The 23,075-nt window shown below is 69.8% G+C and carries 23 protein-coding genes and 1 riboswitch; of the genes, 12 read left to right on the top strand and 11 right to left on the bottom strand.

The features are described 5' to 3' along the window. Positions 1–85: 85 nt before the first annotated feature. Positions 86–1,531, bottom strand: coding sequence for a regulator (locus ACZ5CR_RS20805; RefSeq protein WP_468859475.1), 1,446 nt, complete (start codon positions 1,529–1,531; stop codon positions 86–88). A 219-nt stretch (positions 1,532–1,750) separates the two neighbouring features. Here ACZ5CR_RS20805 and lipB point away from each other — a divergent pair, with 219 nt between their 5' ends. The 4 genes from lipB (at position 1,751) to ACZ5CR_RS20785 (ending at position 5,030) form a co-directional block, all read left to right on the top strand. After that, positions 1,751–2,635 (top strand): lipoyl(octanoyl) transferase LipB, encoded by an 885-nt coding sequence (gene lipB / locus ACZ5CR_RS20800; protein WP_468859473.1) that lies wholly within the window; start codon positions 1,751–1,753, stop codon positions 2,633–2,635. 176 nt (positions 2,636–2,811) lie between these two features. Beyond that, complete coding sequence (locus ACZ5CR_RS20795; protein ID WP_249590320.1) at positions 2,812–3,777, top strand: lipoyl synthase; 966 nt, start codon at positions 2,812–2,814, stop codon at positions 3,775–3,777. Positions 3,778–4,094: 317 nt separating this feature from the next. Then, complete coding sequence (locus ACZ5CR_RS20790) at positions 4,095–4,298, top strand: SCO2195 family GlnR-regulated protein (RefSeq protein ID WP_389909703.1); 204 nt, start codon at positions 4,095–4,097, stop codon at positions 4,296–4,298. A gap of 30 nt (positions 4,299–4,328) precedes the next feature. After that, a complete protein-coding gene (locus ACZ5CR_RS20785; RefSeq protein WP_383277920.1) occupies positions 4,329–5,030 on the top strand; it encodes a DUF4191 domain-containing protein in 702 nt (233 codons plus the stop codon). A gap of 187 nt (positions 5,031–5,217) precedes the next feature. Here the strand turns inward: ACZ5CR_RS20785 and ACZ5CR_RS20780 are convergent, their stop codons facing one another. Next, positions 5,218–5,685 (bottom strand): RDD family protein, encoded by a 468-nt coding sequence (locus ACZ5CR_RS20780; protein WP_468859472.1) that lies wholly within the window; start codon positions 5,683–5,685, stop codon positions 5,218–5,220. 217 nt (positions 5,686–5,902) lie between these two features. On the opposite strand from ACZ5CR_RS20780, the gene glnA reads away from it, so the two are divergent. Then, complete coding sequence (gene glnA / locus ACZ5CR_RS20775; RefSeq protein WP_468859470.1) at positions 5,903–7,312, top strand: type I glutamate--ammonia ligase; 1,410 nt, start codon at positions 5,903–5,905, stop codon at positions 7,310–7,312. A gap of 165 nt (positions 7,313–7,477) precedes the next feature. After that, on the top strand, positions 7,478–8,248 hold the full coding sequence (locus ACZ5CR_RS20770; RefSeq protein WP_468859468.1) for an alpha/beta hydrolase family protein: 771 nt from the start codon (positions 7,478–7,480) through the stop codon (positions 8,246–8,248). Positions 8,249–8,293: 45 nt separating this feature from the next. On the opposite strand, the gene ACZ5CR_RS20765 is transcribed toward ACZ5CR_RS20770, so the two are convergent. Continuing rightward, positions 8,294–8,710, bottom strand: a complete 417-nt coding sequence (locus tag ACZ5CR_RS20765; RefSeq protein WP_468859466.1) for a hypothetical protein — start codon at positions 8,708–8,710, stop codon at positions 8,294–8,296. A 311-nt stretch (positions 8,711–9,021) separates the two neighbouring features. Next, positions 9,022–9,618, bottom strand: coding sequence for an ABATE domain-containing protein (locus tag ACZ5CR_RS20760; RefSeq protein WP_468859611.1), 597 nt, complete (start codon positions 9,616–9,618; stop codon positions 9,022–9,024). Positions 9,619–9,902: 284 nt separating this feature from the next. Between ACZ5CR_RS20760 and ACZ5CR_RS20755 the strand changes: the two genes are divergently transcribed. Continuing rightward, complete coding sequence (locus ACZ5CR_RS20755; RefSeq protein ID WP_468859464.1) at positions 9,903–10,715, top strand: MBL fold metallo-hydrolase; 813 nt, start codon at positions 9,903–9,905, stop codon at positions 10,713–10,715. Positions 10,716–10,744: 29 nt separating this feature from the next. Here the strand turns inward: ACZ5CR_RS20755 and ACZ5CR_RS20750 are convergent, their stop codons facing one another. The 5 genes from ACZ5CR_RS20750 to ACZ5CR_RS20730 form a co-directional block, all read right to left on the bottom strand. Beyond that, on the bottom strand, positions 10,745–11,560 hold the full coding sequence (locus ACZ5CR_RS20750) for an ABC transporter ATP-binding protein (RefSeq protein WP_468859609.1): 816 nt from the start codon (positions 11,558–11,560) through the stop codon (positions 10,745–10,747). A gap of 56 nt (positions 11,561–11,616) precedes the next feature. Then, positions 11,617–12,612, bottom strand: coding sequence for a FecCD family ABC transporter permease (locus ACZ5CR_RS20745; protein WP_468859607.1), 996 nt, complete (start codon positions 12,610–12,612; stop codon positions 11,617–11,619). A 98-nt stretch (positions 12,613–12,710) separates the two neighbouring features. Then, complete coding sequence (locus ACZ5CR_RS20740; protein ID WP_468859462.1) at positions 12,711–13,760, bottom strand: ABC transporter substrate-binding protein; 1,050 nt, start codon at positions 13,758–13,760, stop codon at positions 12,711–12,713. A gap of 67 nt (positions 13,761–13,827) precedes the next feature. Continuing rightward, positions 13,828–14,013: riboswitch (cobalamin riboswitch) on the bottom strand. 58 nt (positions 14,014–14,071) lie between these two features. Next, on the bottom strand, positions 14,072–14,578 hold the full coding sequence (locus ACZ5CR_RS20735) for a VOC family protein (RefSeq protein ID WP_468859460.1): 507 nt from the start codon (positions 14,576–14,578) through the stop codon (positions 14,072–14,074). Between the two features lie 5 nt (positions 14,579–14,583). Further along, complete coding sequence (locus ACZ5CR_RS20730; protein WP_468859458.1) at positions 14,584–15,450, bottom strand: AraC family transcriptional regulator; 867 nt, start codon at positions 15,448–15,450, stop codon at positions 14,584–14,586. A 277-nt stretch (positions 15,451–15,727) separates the two neighbouring features. On the opposite strand from ACZ5CR_RS20730, the gene ACZ5CR_RS20725 reads away from it, so the two are divergent. After that, entirely contained in the window at positions 15,728–16,888 is a 1,161-nt protein-coding gene (locus ACZ5CR_RS20725) for an HAD family hydrolase (RefSeq protein ID WP_468859456.1), read from the top strand. Positions 16,889–17,070: 182 nt separating this feature from the next. Here the strand turns inward: ACZ5CR_RS20725 and ACZ5CR_RS20720 are convergent, their stop codons facing one another. Both ACZ5CR_RS20720 and ACZ5CR_RS20715 read right to left on the bottom strand, forming a co-directional pair. Further along, positions 17,071–18,426: a DUF2252 domain-containing protein gene (locus ACZ5CR_RS20720; RefSeq protein WP_468859455.1), complete on the bottom strand. Its 1,356-nt coding sequence runs from the start codon at positions 18,424–18,426 to the stop codon at positions 17,071–17,073. Positions 18,427–18,638: 212 nt separating this feature from the next. Beyond that, on the bottom strand, positions 18,639–18,944 hold the full coding sequence (locus tag ACZ5CR_RS20715; RefSeq protein WP_468859453.1) for a hypothetical protein: 306 nt from the start codon (positions 18,942–18,944) through the stop codon (positions 18,639–18,641). A 142-nt stretch (positions 18,945–19,086) separates the two neighbouring features. On the opposite strand from ACZ5CR_RS20715, the gene ACZ5CR_RS20710 reads away from it, so the two are divergent. From ACZ5CR_RS20710 to ACZ5CR_RS20695, 4 genes are all read left to right on the top strand, one after another. After that, positions 19,087–19,455, top strand: a complete 369-nt coding sequence (locus tag ACZ5CR_RS20710; protein ID WP_468859451.1) for an arsenate reductase family protein — start codon at positions 19,087–19,089, stop codon at positions 19,453–19,455. Between the two features lie 344 nt (positions 19,456–19,799). Further along, entirely contained in the window at positions 19,800–20,819 is a 1,020-nt protein-coding gene (glnII, locus tag ACZ5CR_RS20705) for a glutamine synthetase (protein ID WP_468859449.1), read from the top strand. 427 nt (positions 20,820–21,246) lie between these two features. Beyond that, positions 21,247–21,846, top strand: coding sequence for a winged helix-turn-helix domain-containing protein (locus tag ACZ5CR_RS20700; RefSeq protein WP_468859447.1), 600 nt, complete (start codon positions 21,247–21,249; stop codon positions 21,844–21,846). A gap of 109 nt (positions 21,847–21,955) precedes the next feature. Then, positions 21,956–22,951 carry an NAD-dependent epimerase/dehydratase family protein gene (locus ACZ5CR_RS20695; RefSeq protein WP_468859445.1) on the top strand — a complete coding sequence of 332 codons (996 nt, stop codon included), beginning with the start codon at positions 21,956–21,958 and terminating at the stop codon, positions 22,949–22,951. Positions 22,952–23,075 lie beyond the last annotated feature (124 nt).

The following is a 23,075-nucleotide window of genomic DNA, read 5'->3' as shown; positions in this document are numbered from 1 at the left end:
GCCTGAGGACGCATGGGTAAGGGGCGGGCCTGCGCAGGCCCGCCCCTTACCTCTACCTCGCGACGTCTCCATCGCAGCCGAGCTGTCAGCTCAACGCCGCCACCCGGTCTCGATACCCCCGCACCGCCGCCGCGTCGCGGTACGGCTCAAGGCGCCGCTCGAACTCGCGCACGTACTCGACCGCCCGCACCGACCGCATCTCCCCCGCCGCTTGGGCCGCCTCGGCGCCCAGCTGGCAGGCCTGCTCCAGCTCGCCGAGGCCGAGGCGCGAGGAAGCGAGCACCACCCGGCAGAACAGGCGGCTACGGGCGTACCCGGGGGCGCGCAGCTGGAGCGAGCGCTCCGCGTGCTGGGCGGCCACGCGGTACTGCTGGAGGTCCCGGTGGCAGTGCCCGAACTCGTCCGCGAGCTGCGCCTCGTCGAAGAACCGCGCCCAGTAAGGGACTTCGTCGCCCGGGCGCACCGTTTCAAGCGCCCGCTCGGCCCGCACCATCGACGCCGTGCACGCCCGCACCTCGCCGAGCACTCCGTGCCCGCGCGCCTCGACCGAGTGCAGCAGGGCCTGCACGACGGGCGGCGCGGACGACCCGACGCCCTGCTGGGCGACGCGCGCCAGCTGCACCGCTTCCCTGCCGTGCCCGAGATAGACGGCCTGGCGGCTCATCGTGATCAGGACGTACGAGCCGTAGGCGCGGTCGCCCGCGGCCTGCGAGAGCCGCAGCGCCTGGACGTAGTACCGCTGGGCAAGGCCGTGCGCCGCGATGTCGTACGAGGTCCAGCCCGCGAGCCGGGTGAGGTCGGCGGCCGCCGCGAAGAGCCGCCGGCCGGCCTGTTCGCCGTACGTGCCGCGCAGCATCGGCTCGGCCTCGTGCTCCAGATAGCGCACGAGGGCCTGCCGGGCGTGCCCGCCGCCGTACGCGTGGTCGAGCGCCCGGAAGAGCTCGCCGACGGAGCGCAGGGCCGAGATGTCGCCGCTGGTCACTCTCGCCCCGACGCCCCGCTCGGGCTCCTTGCGCTGGCGGGGCACGGCCGGGCGGCCCTGGGTGGGCACACGGCCGCCGTTCAGCCCGTGGTCACCGCGCCCCACCCGGTCGTCGGCACGGCCGATCAGCCAGTCTCTGCTGGGGACGACGAGCCCTGCCGGGGTGAACGCGATCTTCCGCAGTTCGGCATGGCTTCCGGAGTCCTTGCGCCAGAGCCCGCCGACGATGTCGATCGCCTCTTCGGGGCTCGCCGCGAACTCGAGCCCGGCGTACACCGGCGCACACGCGTCGAGCCCGAGATCCTGCGCGGAGAGTCTGCGCCCTAACCGCCGGGTGAAGACCTCTGCGATGAGGGCGGGGGTGGTGCCGCGCGGCTGCTGCCCGCGCAGCCAGCGGGTCACCGACGTCTTGTCGTACCGCAGATCGAGACCGTGCTCGAGGCCCAGCTGATCGACGCGGCGCGCGAGGCCCGCATTGGAGAACCCGGCTTCTGAGATAAGCGCGGCTAGCTGGCGGTTGGGGGTGCGCTGCGGAGGTCGTTCCGTCATCAGCTGTGCGGTCTCCTGCCTTTCGGGCGTTGCTTGAGCAGCCCTTATGGCTCTGTGAACGGCGTGAATGTAGCGGCCCTCACCGCCCGCATCGCGGCCTTCGACCCGCATTCATCCGATCGTGTGAGGATTGACCGGAGGACTGACGAGAATCCGCTGCCCGTACAGTGGCTGGGGGCGCGATATATGCACGGCGCAGGTTCTAGGGAGGCACTTGCCGTGAGTGAGTTTCAGTTCGTCCGGCTGGGCTTCGGCCCGGACGCGGTCGACTACCAGGAGGCCTGGGACGAGCAGCGCCGCGTGCACGCCGCCCGCTTCGCCGACGACCTCCCGGACACCTGTCTGCTGCTCGAGCACCCGCCGGTCTACACCGCGGGCCGCCGCACCGAGGACAGCGAGCGCCCGCTGGACGGCACCCCCGTCGTCGACGTCGACCGCGGCGGCAAGATCACCTGGCACGGCCCCGGACAGCTCGTGGGCTATCCGATCCAGAAGCTGCCGCGCCCGGTGGACGTCGTAGCACACGTACGCCGTCTGGAAGAGGCACTTATCCGCACGTGTGCGGAATTCGGCCTGGAGACGTCCCGCGTCGAGGGCCGCAGCGGCGTATGGGTCCTCGGCGACCCGGTGTCACAGCGTCCGGCGCTCGGCGGCCTGAACCTGGACTTCGACCCCCGGACGCAGGACGACGAGTTCGACGCCCGGTTCAACGGCCCGGAGTACGCCCCTTCCAACGCCGGCCAGCGCCGCGAGGACCGCAAGATCGCGGCCATCGGCATCCGCGTGGCCAAGGGCGTGACGATGCACGGCTTCGCGCTGAACGTGAACCCGGACAACACGTCGTTCGACAAGATCATCCCGTGTGGCATCCGCGACGCGGGCGTGACGTCGCTCTCGTACGAACTGGGCCGCGAGGTCACGATCGCCGACATCCTGCCCGTCGCCGAGAAACACCTGCGGGACATCCTCGAGAACGCGGACCTCAAGCCGCGCATCGTCGAGAAGCCAGCGGAGAAGACCGCTGAGAAGACCGCGGAGAGCCCCGAGAAGAAGACCGCCGAGACGACGGTTGAGAGTCCGGAAGCCGAGAAGGCGACGGCCTAGGACCACTCACAAAAACTCAGAACCGCTCAGAACCGCCTCGAACCGTCCAGACATCTGGGGCTGCGGAGGCTGCGGGGAATGCACCCCGCCTGCCAGAGGTTGGCCGAGCGTAAGCCCAACGACATCACGGGCGTACCCTGGTGTGCGCCGAAGAATCGAAGCTACAGGGAGCCGATGTGTCCGCAGTCGCACCCGACGGACGCAAGATGCTGCGCCTGGAGGTCCGGAACGCCCAGACCCCCATCGAGCGTAAGCCCGAGTGGATCAAGACCCGGGCGAAAATGGGCCCCGAGTACACCAAGATGCAGAACCTCGTGAAGAGCGAGGGCCTGCACACGGTCTGCCAGGAGGCGGGCTGTCCCAACATCTACGAGTGCTGGGAAGACCGCGAGGCCACCTTCCTCATCGGCGGTGACCAGTGCACCCGGCGCTGCGACTTCTGCCAGATCGACACGGGCAAGCCGCAGGCGCTCGACCGTGACGAGCCGCGCCGCGTGGGTGAGTCCGTCGTCACGATGGACCTGAACTACGCCACCATCACCGGCGTCGCCCGCGACGACCTGGACGACGGCGGCGCCTGGCTGTACGCGGAGACCGTCCGCCAGATCCACGCGATGACGGCGGACCGCGCCGAGGGCCAGACCAAGGTCGAGCTGCTCATCCCCGACTTCAACGCGGACCCCGACCAGCTGGCCGAGGTCTTCTCCTCACGCCCCGAGGTCCTCGGGCACAACGTGGAGACCGTGCCGCGCATCTTCAAGCGGATCCGCCCGGGCTTCCGCTTCGAGCGCTCACTCGAAGTCATCACCCGCGCCCGCGAGGCCGGTCTGGTCACCAAGTCGAACCTCATCCTCGGTATGGGCGAGGAGCGCGAGGAGATCAGCGAGGCGCTGCACGCACTGCACGACGCGGGCTGCGAGCTCATCACGATCACGCAGTACCTGCGCCCGACGCCGCGCCACCACCCCGTGGAGCGCTGGGCCAAGCCGCAGGAGTTCGTGGAGCTGAAGGAGGAGGCCGAGGAGATCGGCTTCTCCGGCGTCATGTCAGGACCGCTGGTCCGCTCCTCGTACCGCGCGGGGCGCCTCTTCCAGATGGCGGTCGAGAAGCGTGGGGCGTACGTCGCCTCGCAGGCGGTGTGATCCGGGGCTGTGAGCCGAGGCGGCGCTCCAGGGCTACGGCACTCCAGGACTGCAGTGCTCCAGGACTGCCGCCTCTGGCGAGAGCCAACTGTGTGAATCGGCGCACAAGTGACTACTGACCAGTAGTGGCCGAGATGGCGTGGCCCGTACAGTCTCCGCAGGTGAGGGGACTGTACGGGCCACGTCAAGGTTTCGCCGCTCAGCGTCAAGGCTTCATCCGTGTTTGACCGGTCGGTCACGCCCTGGTAACACCAATCAGTGACCCTGGAATTACCCCACGTACAGCCTTAGCCATAGCCGCCCAGGAGGGCCCCACCATGCAGGCCGCGCCCGTACGCGCCACCGCCATCCCGTCCGTCACCGACGCACTGCGTGCCGTCGAGTCGCTTCTCATGAGCAGCGGCCAGCGCACCGCACGCCGCAACGCCTGGACGTCCGTGCTCGACGACCGGCGTCGCGCCAAGGACCGGGCAGAAGCGCTTCGCGTCGTCGAAGAGTCGATGACAACCCGCACGTCGTAGTCACTTCCAGGGACACGTAGACTTCACGACATGGCGAGGAAGGAAACCGCGGCGGACGCCGCGAACCCCGGGCGACTCAAGCAGATCGCTCAGACCTACAAGATGACCCGCAGGGCCGATCCGCGGATCGGTCTCATCATCGCGGCTGTGGGAATCGTCACCTTTGGTGTCTTCCTCGCGATCGGCTTCTTGATCGGTCACCCGATCTATCTCGGCATTCTCGGCTTTGTGCTCGCCTTCCTCGCGATGGCGATCGTCTTCGGGCGCAGGGCTGAGCGTGCGGCCTTCGGGCAGATGGAGGGCCAGCCCGGTGCGGCGGCCGCGGTGCTCGACAAGATCGGCCGCGGCTGGACGACGACTCCGGCGGTGGCGATGAACCGCAGCCAGGACGTCGTGCACCGCACGGTCGGCAAGGCGGGCATCGTGCTCGTCGCCGAGGGCAACCCGAACCGGGTGAAGAGCCTGCTGGCCGCCGAGAAGAAGCGCATGGCGCGCGTCGTCTCGGACGTCCCGGTGCATGACGTGATCGTCGGCACTGGCGAGGGCCAGGTCCCGCTGAAGAAGCTGCGTACGACGCTTCTGAAGCTCCCCCGAGTCCTCCAGGGCCCGCAGGTCACGGCGACGAACGACCGGCTGCGCGCGATGGGTGACCTGATGAGCAACATGCCGTTGCCGAAGGGTCCGATGCCCAAGGGCGCGCGGATGCCGCGCGGCGGCCCGAAGATGCGGTGACGAGGGCGCGGTAACGCTCCACCTCTCTCCACCTCCTCTTTCCACCTCTCCTGTCTCTACGTTGACGAAGGCCCCGGAACCGATGGGTTCCGGGGCCTTCGTCGTACGTCGAAGATCGTGGAATGTCGAAGATCGTGGAATGTCGGAGACCGTCGTACGCGTCAGAGACCGTCGTACATCGGAGATCTCAGATCCGCACCTGGACGGCGCGGGCTAGGCGGTCGTGGAGGCCGCGGCCGTCGCGGTCCCAGATGAGGGCCGGGATGGCCACGCAGAGCAGCACGCTGCGCAGGAGGACCCGGACGAAGCCGAGGCGGCCGCCGCCCTCGGCGACGACGCGCAACCTGAAGAGGGCCTTGCCCGGGGTGCAGCCCACCGTGCCGACCGTCAGGACGGTCATGACGAAGAAGATGCCGAGCGCCCAGTTGCCCATCGCCTGCTGGTCACCGCGAGCGAACAGGCCGTATGCGATGAGCATGCACAGGGCCCAGTCCACGACGACGGCGCCCATGCGCCGCCCGGGGCGCGCGATCGAGCCCGGCCCCTCCTCCGGCAGGCCGAGCTGCTCGCCCCGGTATCCGAAGTCGACGCCCGCGTCCTCTGCCGCCGCACGAGGGCCGGAGAGCCACGATCCGATTACTTGCCTGTTGTCCACCCGTCCACGGTACTGCGCCCGTTTTCGTACGAGGACGGTCGGGGTAGGGCGAATGACACCTGACCCGAACCCGCCTCGGTTAACTTCAGCGAAACAAATGGGTCATGCTTGAGAAATCCCCCGTCCCTATGGTCGGGTCCCAGCGTGTGCCACCGCACTGGCCGCACAACGAGCTGCAACCCCGTCCCCACTGGGGGTCGGGAGTAGGAGGAGTTGGATGTTCCAGAACGCCGACGACGCAAAGAAGTTCATCGCGGACGAGGACGTGAAGTTCGTAGATGTCCGGTTCTGCGACCTGCCCGGAGTGATGCAGCACTTCACGATCCCGGCAGCGGCGTTCGACCCGAACGAGGAGCTCGCCTTCGACGGTTCGTCGATCCGCGGCTTCCAGGCCATCCACGAGTCCGACATGGCGCTGCGCGCGGACCTGTCGACCGCCCGGGTCGATCCCTTCCGTCGCGACAAGACCGTCAACATCAACTTCTTCATCCACGACCCGATCACGGGCGAGCAGTACAGCCGTGACCCGCGGAACGTGGCGAAGAAGGCCGAGGCGTACCTCGCCTCCACCGGCATCGCGGACACGGCGTACTTCGGCCCCGAGGCCGAGTTCTACGTCTTCGACAACGTCCGCTTCCAGACGTCGGCGAACGAGAGCTTCTACCACATCGACTCCGAGGCCGGCGCCTGGAACACCGGTGCGGTCGAGAACAACCGCGGCTACAAGGTCCGCTACAAGGGCGGCTACTTCCCGGCCCCGCCGGTGGACCACTTCGCCGACCTGCGTGCCGAGATCTCCCTGGAGCTGGACAAGAACGGCCTCCAGGTCGAGCGCCAGCACCACGAGGTCGGCACGGCCGGCCAGGCCGAGATCAACTACAAGTTCAACACGCTGCTCGCCGCGGCCGACGACCTGATGCTCTTCAAGTACATCGTGAAGAACGTCGCCTGGCGCAACGAGAAGACCGCGACCTTCATGCCGAAGCCGATCTTCGGTGACAACGGCTCGGGCATGCACGTCCACCAGTCGCTGTGGGCCGGCGGCGACCCGCTGTTCTACGACGAGCAGGGCTACGCGGGCCTCTCGGACACCGCCCGCTACTACATCGGCGGCATCCTCAAGCACGCCCCGTCGCTGCTCGCGTTCACCAACCCCACCGTGAACTCGTACCACCGCCTGGTTCCGGGCTTCGAGGCGCCGGTCAACATGGTGTACTCGCAGCGCAACCGCTCGGCTGCCATGCGTATCCCGATCACGGGCTCCAACCCGAAGGCCAAGCGCGTCGAGTTCCGCGCGCCGGACCCGTCCTCGAACCCGTACCTGGCGTTCTCGGCGCTCCTGATGGCCGGCCTGGACGGCGTCAAGAACAAGATCGAGCCGCCGGAGCCGATCGACAAGGACCTCTACGAGCTGGCCCCCGAGGAGCACGCGGGCGTCGCCCAGGTCCCGACTTCCCTCCCGGCCGTCCTCGACGCCCTGGAGGCGGACCACGAGTACCTTCTGGCGGGCGGTGTCTTCACCCCCGACCTGATCGAGACGTGGATCGACTACAAGCGGACGAACGAGATCGCCCCGATCCAGCTGCGTCCGCACCCGCACGAGTTTGAGCTTTACTTCGACATCTAAATCGCGGGGTCGGGTCAGCCCGACACCGCGTCAGCATGGACAGTGGGGCCGTCTCCCGGAACGGGGAGGCGGCCCCGCTGTTCTGTCGGTCTCGCGCTGACACCGGCTAGTGTCGCTCTCGTCTCCCTGACCCACGATCAGTCTCTGCCTAGGTGAGCACCACACATGAACGAAAAAGTGAGATTCCCGAGCGTCGTCGGCCCCGAACTGGCCGGGGTGATCGACCTGCCGGAGGGTGAGATCCGAGGTTGGGGGCTCTTCGCGCATGGATTCACCCTGGGCAAGGAATCGCCGGCTGCCTCGCGCGTCAGCAAGCAGCTGGCACGCGAGGGGATCGGCATGCTGCGCTTCGACAATCTCGGGATCGGAGACTCCGAGGGCGACTGGGGGGACGGTTCCTTCACCGTCAAGGTGCAGGACACTGTCCGTGCCGCCGCCTTCATGGCGGAGCGAGGGACTCCGGTGGATTTGCTGGTGGGGCACTCGTGGGGAGGCGCCGCTGCGATCGCAGCCGCGAGCGAGATCGTCGGCCTCCGCGCGCTGGCCACGATTGCGGCGCCCGTCGACCCCAGTCACGTCGAGCGGCAGTACGACTCGGTCCTGGATCGCGTCCTCAGTGACGGGGCGCACGAGTGGTTCGTCGGCGGGAGGACTCTGGTTCTCAAGCGCGCCTTCGTCGAGGACGTGCGCCGGGCTCACTTGCGCGACCGGATCGGCGAGGTGGACCTTCCGCTCCTCGTGGCGCATTCGCCCACCGACTCCACCGTCGACATCTCCAATGCCGCGGAGATCTTCCAGGAGGCACGGCACCCGCGAAGCTTCATCTCGCTCGAAGGCGCGGACCATCTGTTGACCGCGCGAGGGCAGGCGCAGCGGGCCGCTCACATCATCAGCGCCTGGGCCGACCAGTACCTCGACGAGCCACGACCCCAGTAAGCGGCATCTCGGACGACTGAGAACTCGGGCAGCCAGGGCCCGTGTTCAACGTGATCTTGCCCAGACAGGAACGAGGCGCGGGTGACCGCCGCTTCCCGGTGACTCCGCGGGACGGGCTGTTGCCCAGTGAGCCGACGGTTCCCCGGGCCGCTCGAAGTAGAAGCCGCGCGGGCCCTCAGGGTCGCTGGTTTCCCCGCACAGGCACGGGCTGGGTCTCCCCTCGACCATGTTGTTGCCGTTGAGAACGGGCTTGCCGTCGTAGCGGCGGCCGGTGGAGCCGAACAGGTGCGTCCCCCGGCTCAGCCGCATCAGTCCTGCGACGACCTGCGTCGCAGGAACGGGCAAGTCATCGGCTACGAGCGGGACGGACAGGAAGAGGTTCCGCTTCTCCCGTGCCGCGGGGCCGGTCCACAGCGCGACGGTCACCGAAGCCTCGCCCGGGTCCGGGATGCATCCGCGCACACGGTACGGCTTGGCCAATGGCGTTGCCGTGTAGCGCCAGAGTGCAGTGGCCACAGCATGCTGGGCCCGGGGAAGGCACCTTGGCGAGCAGGTCACTGGTTGCCCCAGGACGGACACTTCCGCACCCCTCTGCAGTAGGCAGTGACGACGGCGACGACCAGCAAGGATAGGCGCATGTCAGGTGAGCGCTTCCCTTGCCTGGCGGGCGAGACCGAAGAGGCCAAGGGCCGCCGCTCCGGAGTGAGTCGGGGTGGCGGCCCTCGTTTGCCTGGCGGTGTGGGCCGGGATCAGACCGAGCCGTGTCGGCCGTATCAGGCCGACTTCTGCCGCGTACGCCGGGCGTACGCGCGGGCCGCGCGGGCGCGGTCTCCGCAGCGCGTTGAGCACCAGTGGCGGCGGCCGTGGCGCAGCAAGTAGCGGTTGCAGGGAGGGGAGCCGCAGGCGGTAAGGCGTTCGGCGTCGGGGCCTGTGAGCAGGGCGGCGGCGTCGGCGGCGAGGGTCGCCAGGGCGTGCTCGACGATCTGCGTCGTGGGGTGGGACGCGGCGCGGTACATGCCGCGTGCGGGGTCCCAGTGGAGCAGGGAGGCCGCGGGTGCCCTGGTCAGGGCCTCGTTGAGGGCGGCAAGCGCGCTCGCCGGGGGTGCGCAGCCGTCCAGCCTGGCGGCGAGCAGGGAACGGATCTGTTCCCGCAGGGTGCGCAGCTGAGCCGTACACATCTCCTGCAGACCCGAGTCGGCCGGTGCCAGGTCGCGTTCGGTGAGCCACCGGTTCGCGGCCGCCGGGGTGCCAAGGAAGTCGGTGAACTGGCCGCCGGGCAGGGCGATGGCGCTGTTGGCGAAGTCGAGTGCGGGGTACTGGTCCGCTCCCGGCGCGGGCGGTGGCGCGGGCTCGGTGGGCGGTGAGGTCAGCTCGGCCGACCCGGTAGACGGTGACACCTGCTCGGCCGACCCGGTAGGCGGTGACACCTGCTCGGCCGACTCGGCGGGAAGTGACGTCGGCTCGGCCGACTCGGTGGGCGGTGACACCGGCTCGGCGGGCAGCGGCGCCGACTCGGTAGTTTCGGCCAGCTCCGCAGGCTCGGCCGTCTGGATCTCGTTCACCTTTCTCATGGTACGCATTGCCTTCATCCGTGAGAGGCGGCTACCGTTTCTCACGGATAGATTGTTTCCCATCCGTGAGGTGTATCTCCCCCATGTCATCCACGTCCTCCATGGCTGCTTCCGGCACGGCCGACGAGCAGTTCCCCGTACGCGTCTTCGGCGGCCCGACCGCCCTCTTCGAGTACGGCGGTCTGAGGTTCCTCACCGACCCCACCTTCGACGCACCCGGCGAGTACCCGGCCCCGGGCGGTCCCGGCCTGACCAAGACCGCGCCCGCTTCCGTCCCCCGCTCCGCGCTCGGCCCCGTCGACGTGGTCCTGCTCTCGCACGACGAGCACCCCGACAACCTCGATGTCTCCGGCCGCGCCCTGCTCGCCGACGTACCGCTCACCCTCACCACGCCCGGTGGCGGGCGCCGCCTGCGCGACAGCCTCGGGGACAGGGCGAAGGGGCTGCACGACTGGGAGTCCGTCGAGCTCGACCGGCCCGGCGGCGGCCACGTGACCGTGACGGGCGTGCCCGCCGTGCACGGTCCCGGCAAGCGCGAGGACGTCGAACCGCTCACCGGCGAGGTCGTCGGCTTCGTCCTGACCGGCGACGGCCTGCCCACGGTCTACGTCAGCGGCGACAACGCCTCGCTCACCGCGGTCGAGGAGACGGCCGCGCGCTTCGGCCCTGTGGACACCGCCGTCCTCTTCGCCGGCGCGCCCCGCTTCCCCCTCTTGTTCGACGGCGCACCCATCGTCCTCGACAGCGCCCAGGCCGCCGAGGCCACGAAGATCCTCGGCGCGCGCCGGGTCGTACCCGTCCACTTCGACAGCTGGGCCCACTTCACCGAGGGCCGCACCGAACTCGTCGTCGCCTTCACCGCCGCGGGCCTCGCCGAACGTCTGCAGCTCGACTGACTGGCCTCGCGGACACCTCGGAGAGGAACTCAGCCCCTCAGGAAGCGGATCGACGGGCGGCTGTCCGGGCCGTCGTCCACCCTCGTCACCACCGCCCGTACCCCGTACACCTTCGCGATCAGCTCCTCCGTGATCACCTCGGACGGTGTGCCCGCCGCGTGGGCCACGCCTTCACGCAGGACCAGTACGTGATCGCAGAACATGGCGGCCAGGTTCAGGTCGTGCAGGGCGATCACGCTGGTCAGAGGGAGGTCGGCGACCAGGGACAGGAGGTCCAGTTGGTGCTGGATGTCCAGGTGGTTGGTCGGCTCGTCCAGGAGGAGTTCCTCGGGGGCCTGGGCCAGGGCCCTGGCTATCTGGACCCGTTGGCGTTCGCCGCCGGAGAGGGTGTGCCAGGACTGGCCCGCGCGGTCGGCGAGGCCTGTGCGGGTCAGCGCCTCGTGGACCGCCTCGTCGTCCTTGGGCGTGGACGGGGACCACGCTCTGCGGTGCGGGATGCGGCCCAGGCGTACGACCTCCTCCACCGACAACTCGACCTGCGTGGTGGCGTCCTGGTCCACCACCGCCACCCTGCGTGCCACCGTGCGGCGGCCCACGTCCCGCAGTGGACGGCCGTCCAGCGTGACCGCTCCCGATGCCGGGGCCAGGACGCCCGCCAGGATGCGCAGGAGGGTGGACTTGCCCGAGCCGTTCGGGCCGAGCAGGCCGACCGTCGCTCCGGGGGGCGGGGCCAGGGTCACTCCGTCGACTATGAGGTGGCCGCCCGCCGTTCTGGTCACTCGGTCGGCTCGCAGGCCGGGGACAGCAGCGTGCGGGATCACGTCGCCGGTCACGGCGGCGGTCATGTTGTCGGTCACGGCGTTGGTCATGTCGTCCGTCATGTCCTCGATCACGTCGTCGGTCACGTCGCCTTTCGCGTGCGGTAGAGGACCAGGACGAATGCCGGTACGCCGATCAGGGACGTCACCACGCCCACCGGGACCTCCTGCGGGTCCAGGACCGTACGGGCGAGCGTGTCCACCCACACCAGGAACACCGCGCCCGCGAGCGCCGTGACCGGGAGCAGTCGCGCGTGCCCCGAGCCGACCAGGGCGCGGGCCGCGTGCGGCAGGACCAGGCCGACGAAGCCGATGGCGCCCGCGCTGCTGACCAGCGCCGCCGTGAGCAGGGCCGTGGTGGAGAGCAGCAGGAGGCGGGTACGGGCCACGTGGACTCCCAGCGTCGCCGCCGCGTCCTGGCCGAACACGAACGCGTCCAGGGTGCGGGCATGCGCCAGGCAGATCACGAGGGCGACGACGAGCACCGCCCCGCACAGCCAGACATCCGTCCAGCCCACCCCGCTCAACGAGCCGAGCAGCCAGAACAGGACACCCCGCGTCGTCTCCGCGTTGCCCGCCGTCAGGATCACGAAGGAAGTGAGCGCGGAGAAGAGCTGCATCGCCGCCACCCCGGAAAGCACCACCCTGTCGGTGCTCCCGCCCAGGGTGTGGCTGAGCAGCAGGACGAGGGCGAACGAGCAGAGGGCCCCCACGAAGGCCCCCGCCGAGATCGACACCACTCCCCCGCCGACCCCCAGGACGACGATCGCGACCGCCCCCGTGGAAGCGCCCGAGGAGACACCGAGCACGAAGGGGTCGGCCAGCGGATTGCGCAGGAGGGACTGGAGGACCGTTCCGCACACCGCGAGGCCCGCGCCGCAGACCGCCGCGAGGAGCGTGCGCGGCATGCGCAGGTTCCAGACGATGCCGTCCCGGATCGGCGTCAGCGTCGCCTCGCCCCAGCCGAGGTGGGCGGCCACCGCCGACCACACGTCCAGTACGGAGATGTCGGCGGGGCCGATCGTGACGGCCACCGCCACGGAGAGGGCGAGGGCGGCGAGTCCCGTCGTCCAGAGCAGGGCGCGGCGTACACCGCCCGCGACGCCGACACGGGAACCGGCGCCGACACCGAGACCGACACGGGCACGGGCACCGGCGCCGACACCGGCGCCACCCCTCACTTGTCGAGCCCGAACTCGCGCAACGCGTCGGCGACTTGCTCAACGCCGTCCACCGTACGGATCGACGGGTTCATGGCCTGGCCGCTCAGCAGCACGTACCGCTTCTTCTTCACCGCGGTCAGGTTCTTGGTGACCGGGTTGGACTCCAGGAACTCGATCTTCTTCTTCGCGCTCTCAGCCGTCTGCGACTTGCGGGTGAGGTCGCCGATGACCAGGACGTCCGGGTCGCGGTCCGCCACCGTCTCCCAGTTGATCTGGGGCCACTCCTCGCGGGTGTCGTCGAAGACGTTCTCCGTGCCGAGCTCGCGGGTGATGATGCCCGGCGCTCCGCAGCAGCCCGCGATGTAGGGGGCGTCGGAGTTGGCGAACCAGTAGAGGAGGGTCGTGTCGGACGCGTCGATCTCCTTCGTTGCCTTCGCCACCCGGCCCTTGAGCTCCGTGATCAGGCGTTCGCCGCGCTTCTCGACCCCGAAGGCCTTGGCCAGGTCCCGCACCTCGCCGTACACCGTGTCCATGGTCAGCGTCTTGACCCGCTTGCCGTCACCGTCGCCGCTGTTGTCCTTGCCCGCGCAGTCGGACGGTGAGACGTAGGCGGGTACGCCGAGTTCGGCGAACTTGGCGCGGTCCGCGACGCCGCCCTTGCTGACCGTCGCCAGGAAGGACGCGGTGACGAAGTCCGGTTCCTTGGCGAGGACCTTCTCGAAGGAGGGGTAGCTGTCGGCGATCCGGGGCACCTTGGCGTTGTCCTTCTCCAGTCCCTTGAGCACCGGGTCCGTCCAGGTCCCGGTGCCGACCATGCGGTCCGCGAGTCCGAGGGAGAGCAGGATCTCGGTGGAGCCCTGGTCGAGGGAGACCGCCCGCTGCGGCGGCGCCTTGATCTCCGCCTTCTTGCCGCAGGAGGTCAGGGTCAGTGGATAGCCGTCGGCCTTCTTGTCCGTGGTGGAGGAGGCAGGCGAGCCGCCGCAGGAGGTCAGCGTGACGACCAGAGCCGCACTGAAGAAACTGAGGAAGACGGGTATACGTACACGACGGGCTGTGGAGGACACACGATCCCTTGAGTCTCACGGCTCATACGCGGAGCCTGGCCTGCTTCGTCACCTCCGCCGCTCGGTGCGCGGGCGAAGGCGGCCAGCAGGTCTTCGGACTCGGGGATCGGCCGGACGGGGCGCCTTCCCAGGCGTCCGTGGACGCCCAGTGGCCGTGGCCCCGCCCGTACCCCCTCACCGCTGCGCGTCAGTTCCGGATTCGCACCGGATTCCCTGGCCCTGGTGTGGGTCGACTGGCGTCCGCAAGCTATCACGCGAGGTCAGGGCACCCCTCAGAATGCCTGGTCAGGACGCCTGAGCAGGAAGCCCGGTCAGGACGCCTGGTCGGGCCTCGGTGCGCCGCGGTAGGTGCCGAAGGACCACTTGTTGCCCTCGGGGTCGGCGATCGCGAACTCCCGGCTGCCGTACGGCTGGTCCTCGATCTCACGGATGATCTCGACTCCGGCGGCGCTGAGCCGCTGGTAGAGGTCGTCCACGTGATCGGTGACGACGTACGCGCCGAAGGTGCCCGGCTTCAGGCACCAGTCCTGCGACTTCTCGTCGTACGAGCCGAGCATGACGGCGCCGCCCTCGGGCCAGTCGAGCTCGGCGTGGGCCACGCGGTCGCCGTCCTCGTAGACGGCGGTGCGCAGGAAGCCGACCGTGCCGACCAGGAAGTCGATCAGGGCGGGGGCGTCGTTGGCCTGGAGCGACGGCCAGACATCGGGGGCGCGCCCGGCCGAAGCGGAGGTCGACCGGGGCTGGGACTGGGGCTGGGCCTGGGACTGGGGCTTGGACTGAGGCTGGGACTGGGACTGCTGCTTCTCGTTGGTGTCCATGAGTCCTACTCTTCGCCCCCGCCATGGCTCCCGGCTTGGATATTCCGGCACTCTTCGGCCAGCCAGCCGCTGGGACTCACCCCGGTGTACTGCCGGAAGTCCCGTACCAGATGGGAGTGGTCGTAGTAGCCGCAGTCGGCGGCGACGCGGGCCAGGTCGGGGGCGCCACCCGAGGCGACAGGGCGTACGACGGCGTCGCGGGCGCGCTGGAAGCGCATCAGACGGCCCGCCTGCTTGGGGCTCAGGCCCGTCTCGGCACGGAAGAGCGTGGTCAGGCGGCGTTCGCTGAGCGCCACGTGCCGGGAGAGGCCGCGCAGGGTGCCGACGCCCCGGTGCCGGGCCAGCCAGGCCCAGGCCTCGGCGACCTCGGGCCGTACGGCTCCGTTCGCGTCGGCGTCGGCCACGCGCTGCCTCAGGTAGCCGGACAGGGAGGCGAATCGCTCCTCCCACCCACCCTGCTCGCACAGCAGCTCCCGTACGTCGACGGCGCGGCGCCCCATCACGTCCGCGCCGGACGTCACCAGGTCACCGGTCAGCAACGAGGCCGGTACGCCGAACAGGGCGCGGGCGGCGAGCGGATGCACGGCGAGCTGGATGCCCGCCTCGTGCTCGGGCCGCACGACGTACGCCGGGGACTGGTGCAGGCCGCCCAGGACGATGTCCGTGCGGATGGCATCGGGGCCGACCGCCTGCTCGGGACTGCGGCCGGTGGCGACGGGACCGTCCAGCGAGAAGATCAGCGTCAGATACGGGGACGGCAGGCCGCGGTGCAGGCCGGGCAGCTCACCCGCCGTGCGGTAGCCGACGGCGGACACGACCATGCCGTCGAGCCGCGGAGCGGCCCGCACGAACTCGCGGGAGACGGTCTCCATGCCCACCAGTATGCGATGAGCGCCGCTCCGAAGCAGGCCCACGAGCAGACCGGAGCAAGCCCGAGCAGGCCCACGAGCAGACCGGAGCGCACCTGAGCCCGGAACGCACCTGAGCAAGCCCGAGCACCCCGGCAGGCGTCCCATCCCACTACCCGCCCACGGCCGACCCATGCCCGTTCCGTCCGGTGATGTCGATCATGGGAATCCGCCGTCCCACCCCATACGATGACCCGCCGCTCCGGACGGGGCGCAGACCGCTCTCAGGGGGCACAGAACCATGGCAGCAAAGGCAGTAAAAGTAGTAAAGGCAAAGGGCAAGCTGGCCGTACTCGGCACGGCGGGCGCGCTCACCGCGGCCGTTCTCGCGGGCACGGCTCTCTGGCCGAGCACGGACGCGACGGCCGCGGACGCCTCGGCGAGAACCGCCGCGAAGACCTCGAAGGCCACGGCCGAGCTGAAGCACTGGCCCAAGCCGGTCGCGAAGAAGCTGGGCAAGGTCATCGCGAAGAACGAGCACAAGGGCGCGTACGCCGTCTTCGACGCGGACAACACGACGTACCGCAACGACCTGGAGGAGTCCCTCCTGCCCTTCCTGGAGATGAAGGGGGTGCTGACCCGCAAGTCGATGGACCCGTCACTGAAGATCATCCCCTTCAAGGACACGGCGAAGCACAAGGAGAGCCTCTACAGCTACTACACCCGGCTCTGCGAGATCGACGACCAGGTCTCCTACCCGTGGGCCGCGCAGATCTTCTCCGGTTTCACGCTGAAGGAGCTCAAGGGGTACGTCGACGAGCTCCTGGCCTATGACAAGCCCATCCCCGCCGAGTACTACGAGGACGGGAAGCTGACGAAGACCGAGGTCAAGAAGCCCGAGTTCTTCACCGGCATGCAGGAGCTCTACAACTCGCTGCAAGGGCACGGCATCGAGGTGTACGTCGTCAGCGCGGCCAGCGAGGACCTGGTGCGGATGGTCCTCGCCGACCCCAAGTACGGCTACAACGTGAAGCCCGAGAACGTCATCGGCGTCGGCCTGCAGCTCAAGGACCGCAAGACGGGCAAGCTCACCAGCTCCCGCAAGGAGATCGCTGAGGGCCGCTTCGACGAGAAGAAGCTCGCCAAGCGCGAGCTGACGCCGAACCTGTGGGCGCCGCTGACCTGGTACCAGGGCAAGCCCGCGGCCATCAACACGTACATCGACGAGTGGAAGAAGCCCGTCCTGGCGGCGGGCGACACCCCGGTGAGCGACGGCCCGATGCTGTTCCACTCGGCGGACGTGGCGCACGGCGGGGCGCGGGTCTGGGTCAACCGCAAGGACTCGTACATGAAGCAGCTGGACGAGATGAAGCAGAAGAACGCGGACCGGCAGCGGGAGCTCGGCCAGAAGGTGACCGCCGACAAGCGGTGGCTGACGGTGGTCCCTGACGAGATCCGCTAGTCGTCCCGGGGACGAGGGTGTCCAGCCGTCTCTGATACCAGGGTGCCCAGCCGTCCCAGGTACGTCTGATTCGCTTCCGCCGGGTGCCGTGCCCGCCCCGCCCCGCCCGCTCGGCGGAAGCGTCGTACCGATCATGGGCGCAGAGGGCGCTCCCGCAGCGCGGCGAAGGCGTCCACCGTCTCTTAGAGCGGCCTGGGATCCTCGGCGTTCACCACCCCCGAGGCGATCGCCTCCGTCAGCGCCGCGTGGTCCTCGGCGTTCTGCACGGCGTAGCGCAGCGCGAAGTCCGCGATCGCCCGGTCGAACGTGTCGGAGCCGCCCAAGTAGGCGGCTATGGCCACGCGGTCGCCGGAGCGGGCGTGGGCGCGGGCCAGAGCCGTGCCGCAGAGCCGGGCGTAGGAGCGCAGCTCCGAGGCGGACATGGCCTCGACGTCCGCCGAGCCCTTCATGTCGCGGAGCTGGCGCCAGTAGTACGAGCGGCCCTGGGGGCCCGTCATCCAGCCGAGGAAGATGTCGCTCGCCGCCTGGAGCAGGCGCTGGCCCGCGACCACGCGGTGGCCGGGATGGGCGTACGGTCCTGCCGGAAGGTGGTCCTCCAGTACCGAGCGGACCGCCTCCTTGATCTGGAGGAAGAGCGGGTCGTCGGCGTCGCGCCCGGCGAGGAGCACGATGAAGCAGCGGGTGCCGACACTGCCCACGCCCACCACTTTCCGCGCCGCGTCCACGAAGTGGTAGCGGTCGAGGAGGAGTCGGCGCTCCTCGGCGAGCGTGGAGCGGTAGTCGCCGAAGATCTTGCGCACGGCCGCGAGGTCCGGGGCGCGCGCCGGTTCGAGGAGCGGCGGGTCGTGGATGATGCGGCGGACGCCGGGAGCCCCGTCCACCTCCTCTGTCAGCTTGCCGAGCGCCTGCAGGCTCGTACGGCGGCGGGCCCGGTCGAGGGTGGTCGCCGCGCGCTCGCGGTGGCGGTCGGAGCGGATGAGGGGCAACAGGTCCTGCGCGTCCGTCCGTTCGTACCAGACGGCCAGTTCGCCGAGACCCGCCAGGCGCCTCATCGACGCGCGGTACGCCGCCACCGCCGCGAGGCATGCCTCGCGCGCCCTGGCTTCGGGGTGGCCGTTGCCGCCGGCCGCCACGGCGATGCTCGCGGCCAGGCGTTTGACGTCCCACTCGAAGGGCCCCGGGCAGGTCTCGTCGAAGTCGTCGAGGTCGAAGAGCAGGGTGCGTTCCGGCGACGCGAACAGGCCGAAGTTCAACAGGTGGGCGTCGCCGCAGAGTTGGACCATGAGCCCGGTGTGCCATTGGACGGCGAGGTCTCCCGCCATGACGGCGGCGGCGCCCCGCAGGAAGGAGAAGGGGGAGGCGGCCATGCGGGCGTACCGGATGGGCAGCAGCTCCTGTACGCGGTCCGCGCCCTGCCGTTCGAGGACAGCCACCGGATCGGGGCGGTCGGCGGAGGGTATCCAGGCCCCGTGCGAGGAACGGGAGGCATGCTTGCGGGCGGCTCTGCCCTGGCGGGCACGCTCGTCCGGGGTGGTCATCGCCCCTGGCCCCTCTCCGTCGGCAACTCCAGGCAACAGCCTCCTCTCAGCAGCAGCCAATGCCGCCGTAGGCGCGTACGCATGCCGGATACGGCGAACGGGTGACCCTGCCGAGGGGCGGGGGCCTGAGACCCCCGCCCGTGTGCACGTCCGTGCACGTCCACGCACGTCCGTACGCGTCCGTGCACGTCCGTACGCCTCCGTGCGACAGCTCAGCGGCTGTAGCGCATGAGGGCACGCACCATATGGCAGGTGATGTCCGACGGCGGGTGGATTCCCACGTCCTCCGCCATGCTCCGGATCCGGGTGTTGCTCGCTTGGTTCGCCAGATAGACGCCCGAGTCGAGGAGGGCTATCGCCAGGCGCATGGCCTTCAGGCGCCGGTTGTGCGTGATGTACCACTCGCGCGGCCGTCCGGCCGGGAGCGGTCGCTTCTCCAGTGGTGCGAACGTCGGGTCGATGATCACGGGCCGGGAAGCATTGCGCTTCGACTTCGATGTGAGTGCGGCAGCGGGCACAGGCATCCTCCTGTCGCGGTCAGGAACCCCCGTCGGGAACCCTCGAACACTGCTTCAATTCTACTGCCGGGCACTGACAATCGCCGCTGGCCAGACGGGCTTTGAGGGGGTGTGACGGATGGGGCGGAGGTAGCGTGTGCGCATGGAGATCTGGATCAATCCCGCCTGCTCGAAGTGCCGCAGCGCGCTCACCCTGCTCGACGCGGAGGGTGCCGACTACACCGTCCGCCACTACCTCGACGACGTACCCGGCGAGGACGAGATCCGTGCCGTCCTCGACCGGCTCGGCCTGGAGCCGTGGGACATCACGCGCACCCAGGAGGACGCCGCCAAGGAGCTGAACCTGAAGGACCGCGAGGCCTGGCCGCGCGACGCGTCTGGCCGCGACCGCTGGATCACGGCGCTCGCCGAGCACCCCAAGCTCATCCAGCGGCCCATCATCACCGCCGACGACGGCACCGCGGTGGTGGGGCGCACGGAGGAGGCGGTACGGGACGCGCTGTCCCGGTAGGAGTGCGCCGTGCGGAGCCTGAGGTTTCACGGCGTATACGGCGCCACCCTTCGGCGCGCTCCGTGCGGACTGTCGGCGGCGTTAAGCCGTGCCGCCCGGTATGGCGGACGCGACGATCGGGCTGCCCATCGCGGCGGCCGACGCCGTCATCACGTGACGCGCGTGACGCGGGGAGCGCAGTGACGGAGTGAAGGCGTGAAGTGAGCCACATACACCGCGGGTAACACCGGGTTCACATGCGAGCAATGGACGGGAAATCGCCCGTTGGCATGCTCCCCGGCATCACCACGGCTCCGCAGCACCCGCACGTTCTGCGCCGTACCGAGCGCTTTAAGGATGGCCCCGTGACCTTCAAGGCTGAGTACATCTGGATCGACGGCACCGAGCCGACCGCCAAGCTCCGTTCGAAGACGAAGATAATGACGGACGGCGCGGAGCTCCCCACCTGGGGCTTCGACGGGTCCAGCACCAATCAGGCCGAGGGTCACGCATCCGACCGCGTACTGAAGCCGGTCTTCACCTGCCCCGACCCGATCCGCGGCGGCGACGACGTACTCGTCCTGTGCGAGGTCCTCAACACGGACATGACGCCGCACGAGTCCAACACCCGTGCCGCGCTCGCCGAGGTCGAGGAGCGGTTCGCCTCGCAGGAGCCGATCTTCGGCATCGAGCAGGAGTACACCTTCTTCGAGGGCGACCGCCCGCTCGGCTTCCCCGTCGGCGGCTTCCCGGCCGCGCAGGGCGGCTACTACTGCGGCGTCGGCTCGGACGAGATCTTCGGCCGTGACGTCGTAGAGGCGCACCTGGAGAACTGCCTCAAGGCGGGCCTCGGCATCTCCGGCATCAACGCCGAGGTCATGCCGGGACAGTGGGAGTTCCAGGTCGGCCCGCTGGCGCCGCTCGAGGTCTCCGACCAGCTGTGGATCGCCCGGTGGCTGCTCTACCGCACCGCCGAGGACTTCAAGGTGTCGGCCACGCTCGACCCGAAGCCGGTGAAGGGCGACTGGAACGGCGCGGGCGCGCACACGAACTTCTCGACCAGGTCGATGCGCGAGGGCTACGCGCCGATCATCACCGCCTGCGAGTCCCTCGGCGAGGGCTCGAAGCCGCTCGACCACGTCAAGAACTACGGCGCGGGCATCGACGACCGCCTGACCGGTCTGCACGAGACCGCTCCGTGGGACGAGTACAAGTACGGCGTCTCCGACCGCGGCGCCTCGGTCCGTATCCCGTGGCAGGTCGAGGTGGAGCAGAAGGGCTACATCGAGGACCGCCGCCCGAACGCGAACGTCGACCCGTACGTCGTGACGCGCCTGCTCGTCGACACCTGCTGCACCGCCCTGGAGAAGGCCGGCCAGGTCTGATCCCGTACGTGCCACGTGCCTCCCTCGTACGTTCCTGAAGGGGGCGCCCGCCGCATCGGTGGGCGCCCCTTTCGGCATGGCCGCCTGCCTGGCCGCCTGCCCGGCCGCCTGGAGGGCCGCCCGGAGGGGCCATTTCAAGCCAAGGGTTCGCCAAGGAGCCGTATCAGCGTGCGAGAGGGAACGACCGCCGCCCCTCCCATCTGCTTCAATGGGGGCATGGGCAGCTACGGGAACATCGCGACAGGTCGGCATCACGACCTCGAGCCGTTCTGGCCTTCCCGTCAGCACCATGATTTCGACCGGGTGTGTTGCCGCGCGACGAACGCGCAGGCCCTCTAAAGCCGTTCACCCGGCCTTCGCCTGACGCGCACGACGTACGTACGTCCTCGTTGACTGACGACTCCTCCGCGCGAAAGAGCTGACCTCCATGGCGAACTCCCGTTCCTTCTCGGCGTCCACCGCTTCCACCGCCACGGCCACCGCCACACCACTGCCCGGCCCCGGCCGGGGGCGGCTGCGAGCCGTCGCCCCGGACGAGGTGGCGCAGATCACCGACTTCCTGCCGCCGGGCGCGACCTGGCTGCCCGCGCCCCAGCACACGCTGCCCACTCTGCCGGGCCAGCCGCCGATGGTCGGCTACCTCGTCCTCGTACCGGCCGGGCAGGAGCCCCACGCCGCCGAGCCCGAGCCGCTGCGTCCTGCCGGGCAGGGACTCGGCCAGGATCAGGCGTCCGCCGGGCCCGTCCGGATCGACTCCGTGCAGCGCGCGGCGCAGGTCGACGGCAAGCAACTCGACCTCACCTACCTGGAGTTCGAGCTGCTCGCGCATCTCGTCGCCCACCCGCACCGGGTGCACACGCGCGATCAGCTGGTGACCACGGTGTGGGGGTACGGGCACGTGGGCGACGGGCGCACCGTCGACGTCCACATCGCGCGGCTGCGGCGCAAGCTGGGTGCCGACCACCGTCAGACGATCCAGACGGTGCGGCGGGTGGGTTACAAGTACGCGCCGCCGACGCCGCGCTGACCTGGCTGACCTGAGGGTTTCCGGGCCATCGGGTTCCCGGTGGGGCCGGGCTCTGCCACCAGCAGAAACCGGTTCCCCCCGGCCGGGCGGGGCGTGCAGAGTCGTCGGCATGAGACTTCTGATGCTGGGTGGTACGGAGTTCGTGGGGCGGGCCGTCGTCGAGGCTGCCCTCGCGCGCGACTGGGAGGTCACGGTCTTCCACCGCGGGCGCCATGAGGCACCCGCAGGCGCGGTGTCGCTGCTCGGCGACCGTACGGCGGAGGGCGGTCTCGACGCGCTCGCCGCCTCCGACGGGGACTGGGACCTGGTCGTCGACACCTGGTCGGGGGCGCCGAGTGCCGTGCGCGACGCGGCGCGGCTGCTCGCGGGGCGGGCCGGGCGGTACGCGTACGTGTCGAGCGTCTCCGTGTACGAGTGGCCGATAGCGGCGGGGTCCGACGAGAGCCACTCCCTCGTCGGGGGAGATCCCGACGCGGACGCGGTGGCGTACGCCGAGGACAAGCGGGGCGGGGAGCTCGCGGCCGTCGCGGAGTTCGGGGCCCAGCGCACGGTGCTCGCCCGTGCGGGACTGATCCTCGGTCCGTACGAGAACATCGGGCGGCTGCCGTGGTGGCTGAACCGGGTCGCCCGGGGCGGTCCCGTACTGGCCCCGGGGCCAAGGGAGTCGGGCCTCCAGTACATCGATGCGCGTGACCTCGCACAGTGGGTTCTCGACGCGGCTGTCGCGGGTCTGCACGGCCCGTACAACATCGTCTCCCCCCTCGCGCACACCACGATGGAGGAGTTCTTGGAGGCGTGCGTCGCGGTGGCCGGTGCGGCCGACGCCGAACTGCGCTGGACCGAACCCTCGGTGATCGCCGAGCACGGCATCGAACCATGGATGGAACTCCCCGTGTGGGCGCCTCCAGGGGAAATGTACGACTCCATGCACCGCACGTCGACGCAGAAGGCGGTGGCCGCGGGGCTACGGGCGCGGCCCGTCGCGGAGACGGTCGCGGACACCTGGGCCTGGCTCCGTTCGATCGGCGGCCGGGCCCCGCAACGCCCCGACCGTCCGGTGGTGGGCCTGGCCCCGGAGAAGGAAGCGAAGGCGCTGGGGCTGTAAGAGGGAGAACGGGGCGGCGGGGGGGGGGGGGGGGGGGGTTCGGCCCGGTCCCCCCTCCGAGCCGCGGGGGCGTGCTTTCTTGTCCCCCCCCCCATCCTCCCCCCACCCCCCTCCCTCTCCCCCC

Source organism: Streptomyces sp. NPDC031274 (genome assembly GCF_055570235.1).
This window is presented reverse-complemented; position numbering and strand designations above follow the sequence as displayed.

Excerpts from the sequence above, each read along its gene's own strand:
- glnA (WP_468859470.1), top strand. The coding sequence starts at position 5,903 with ATGTTCCAGAACGCCGACGACGCAAAGAAGTTCATCGCGGACGAGGAC.
- ACZ5CR_RS20755 (WP_468859464.1), top strand. The coding sequence starts at position 9,903 with ATGTCATCCACGTCCTCCATGGCTGCTTCCGGCACGGCCGACGAGCAG.
- ACZ5CR_RS20700 (WP_468859447.1), top strand. The coding sequence starts at position 21,247 with ATGGCGAACTCCCGTTCCTTCTCGGCGTCCACCGCTTCCACCGCCACG.
- ACZ5CR_RS20770 (WP_468859468.1), top strand. The coding sequence starts at position 7,478 with ATGAACGAAAAAGTGAGATTCCCGAGCGTCGTCGGCCCCGAACTGGCC.
- ACZ5CR_RS20720 (WP_468859455.1), bottom strand. The coding sequence starts at position 18,426 with ATGACCACCCCGGACGAGCGTGCCCGCCAGGGCAGAGCCGCCCGCAAG.
- ACZ5CR_RS20730 (WP_468859458.1), bottom strand. The coding sequence starts at position 15,450 with ATGGAGACCGTCTCCCGCGAGTTCGTGCGGGCCGCTCCGCGGCTCGAC.
- ACZ5CR_RS20725 (WP_468859456.1), top strand. The coding sequence starts at position 15,728 with ATGGCAGCAAAGGCAGTAAAAGTAGTAAAGGCAAAGGGCAAGCTGGCC.
- ACZ5CR_RS20710 (WP_468859451.1), top strand. The coding sequence starts at position 19,087 with ATGGAGATCTGGATCAATCCCGCCTGCTCGAAGTGCCGCAGCGCGCTC.
- ACZ5CR_RS20735 (WP_468859460.1), bottom strand. The coding sequence starts at position 14,578 with ATGGACACCAACGAGAAGCAGCAGTCCCAGTCCCAGCCTCAGTCCAAG.
- ACZ5CR_RS20785 (WP_383277920.1), top strand. The coding sequence starts at position 4,329 with ATGGCGAGGAAGGAAACCGCGGCGGACGCCGCGAACCCCGGGCGACTC.
- ACZ5CR_RS20790 (WP_389909703.1), top strand. The coding sequence starts at position 4,095 with ATGCAGGCCGCGCCCGTACGCGCCACCGCCATCCCGTCCGTCACCGAC.
- ACZ5CR_RS20750 (WP_468859609.1), bottom strand. The coding sequence starts at position 11,560 with ATGACCGCCGCCGTGACCGGCGACGTGATCCCGCACGCTGCTGTCCCC.
- ACZ5CR_RS20805 (WP_468859475.1), bottom strand. The coding sequence starts at position 1,531 with ATGACGGAACGACCTCCGCAGCGCACCCCCAACCGCCAGCTAGCCGCG.
- ACZ5CR_RS20695 (WP_468859445.1), top strand. The coding sequence starts at position 21,956 with ATGAGACTTCTGATGCTGGGTGGTACGGAGTTCGTGGGGCGGGCCGTC.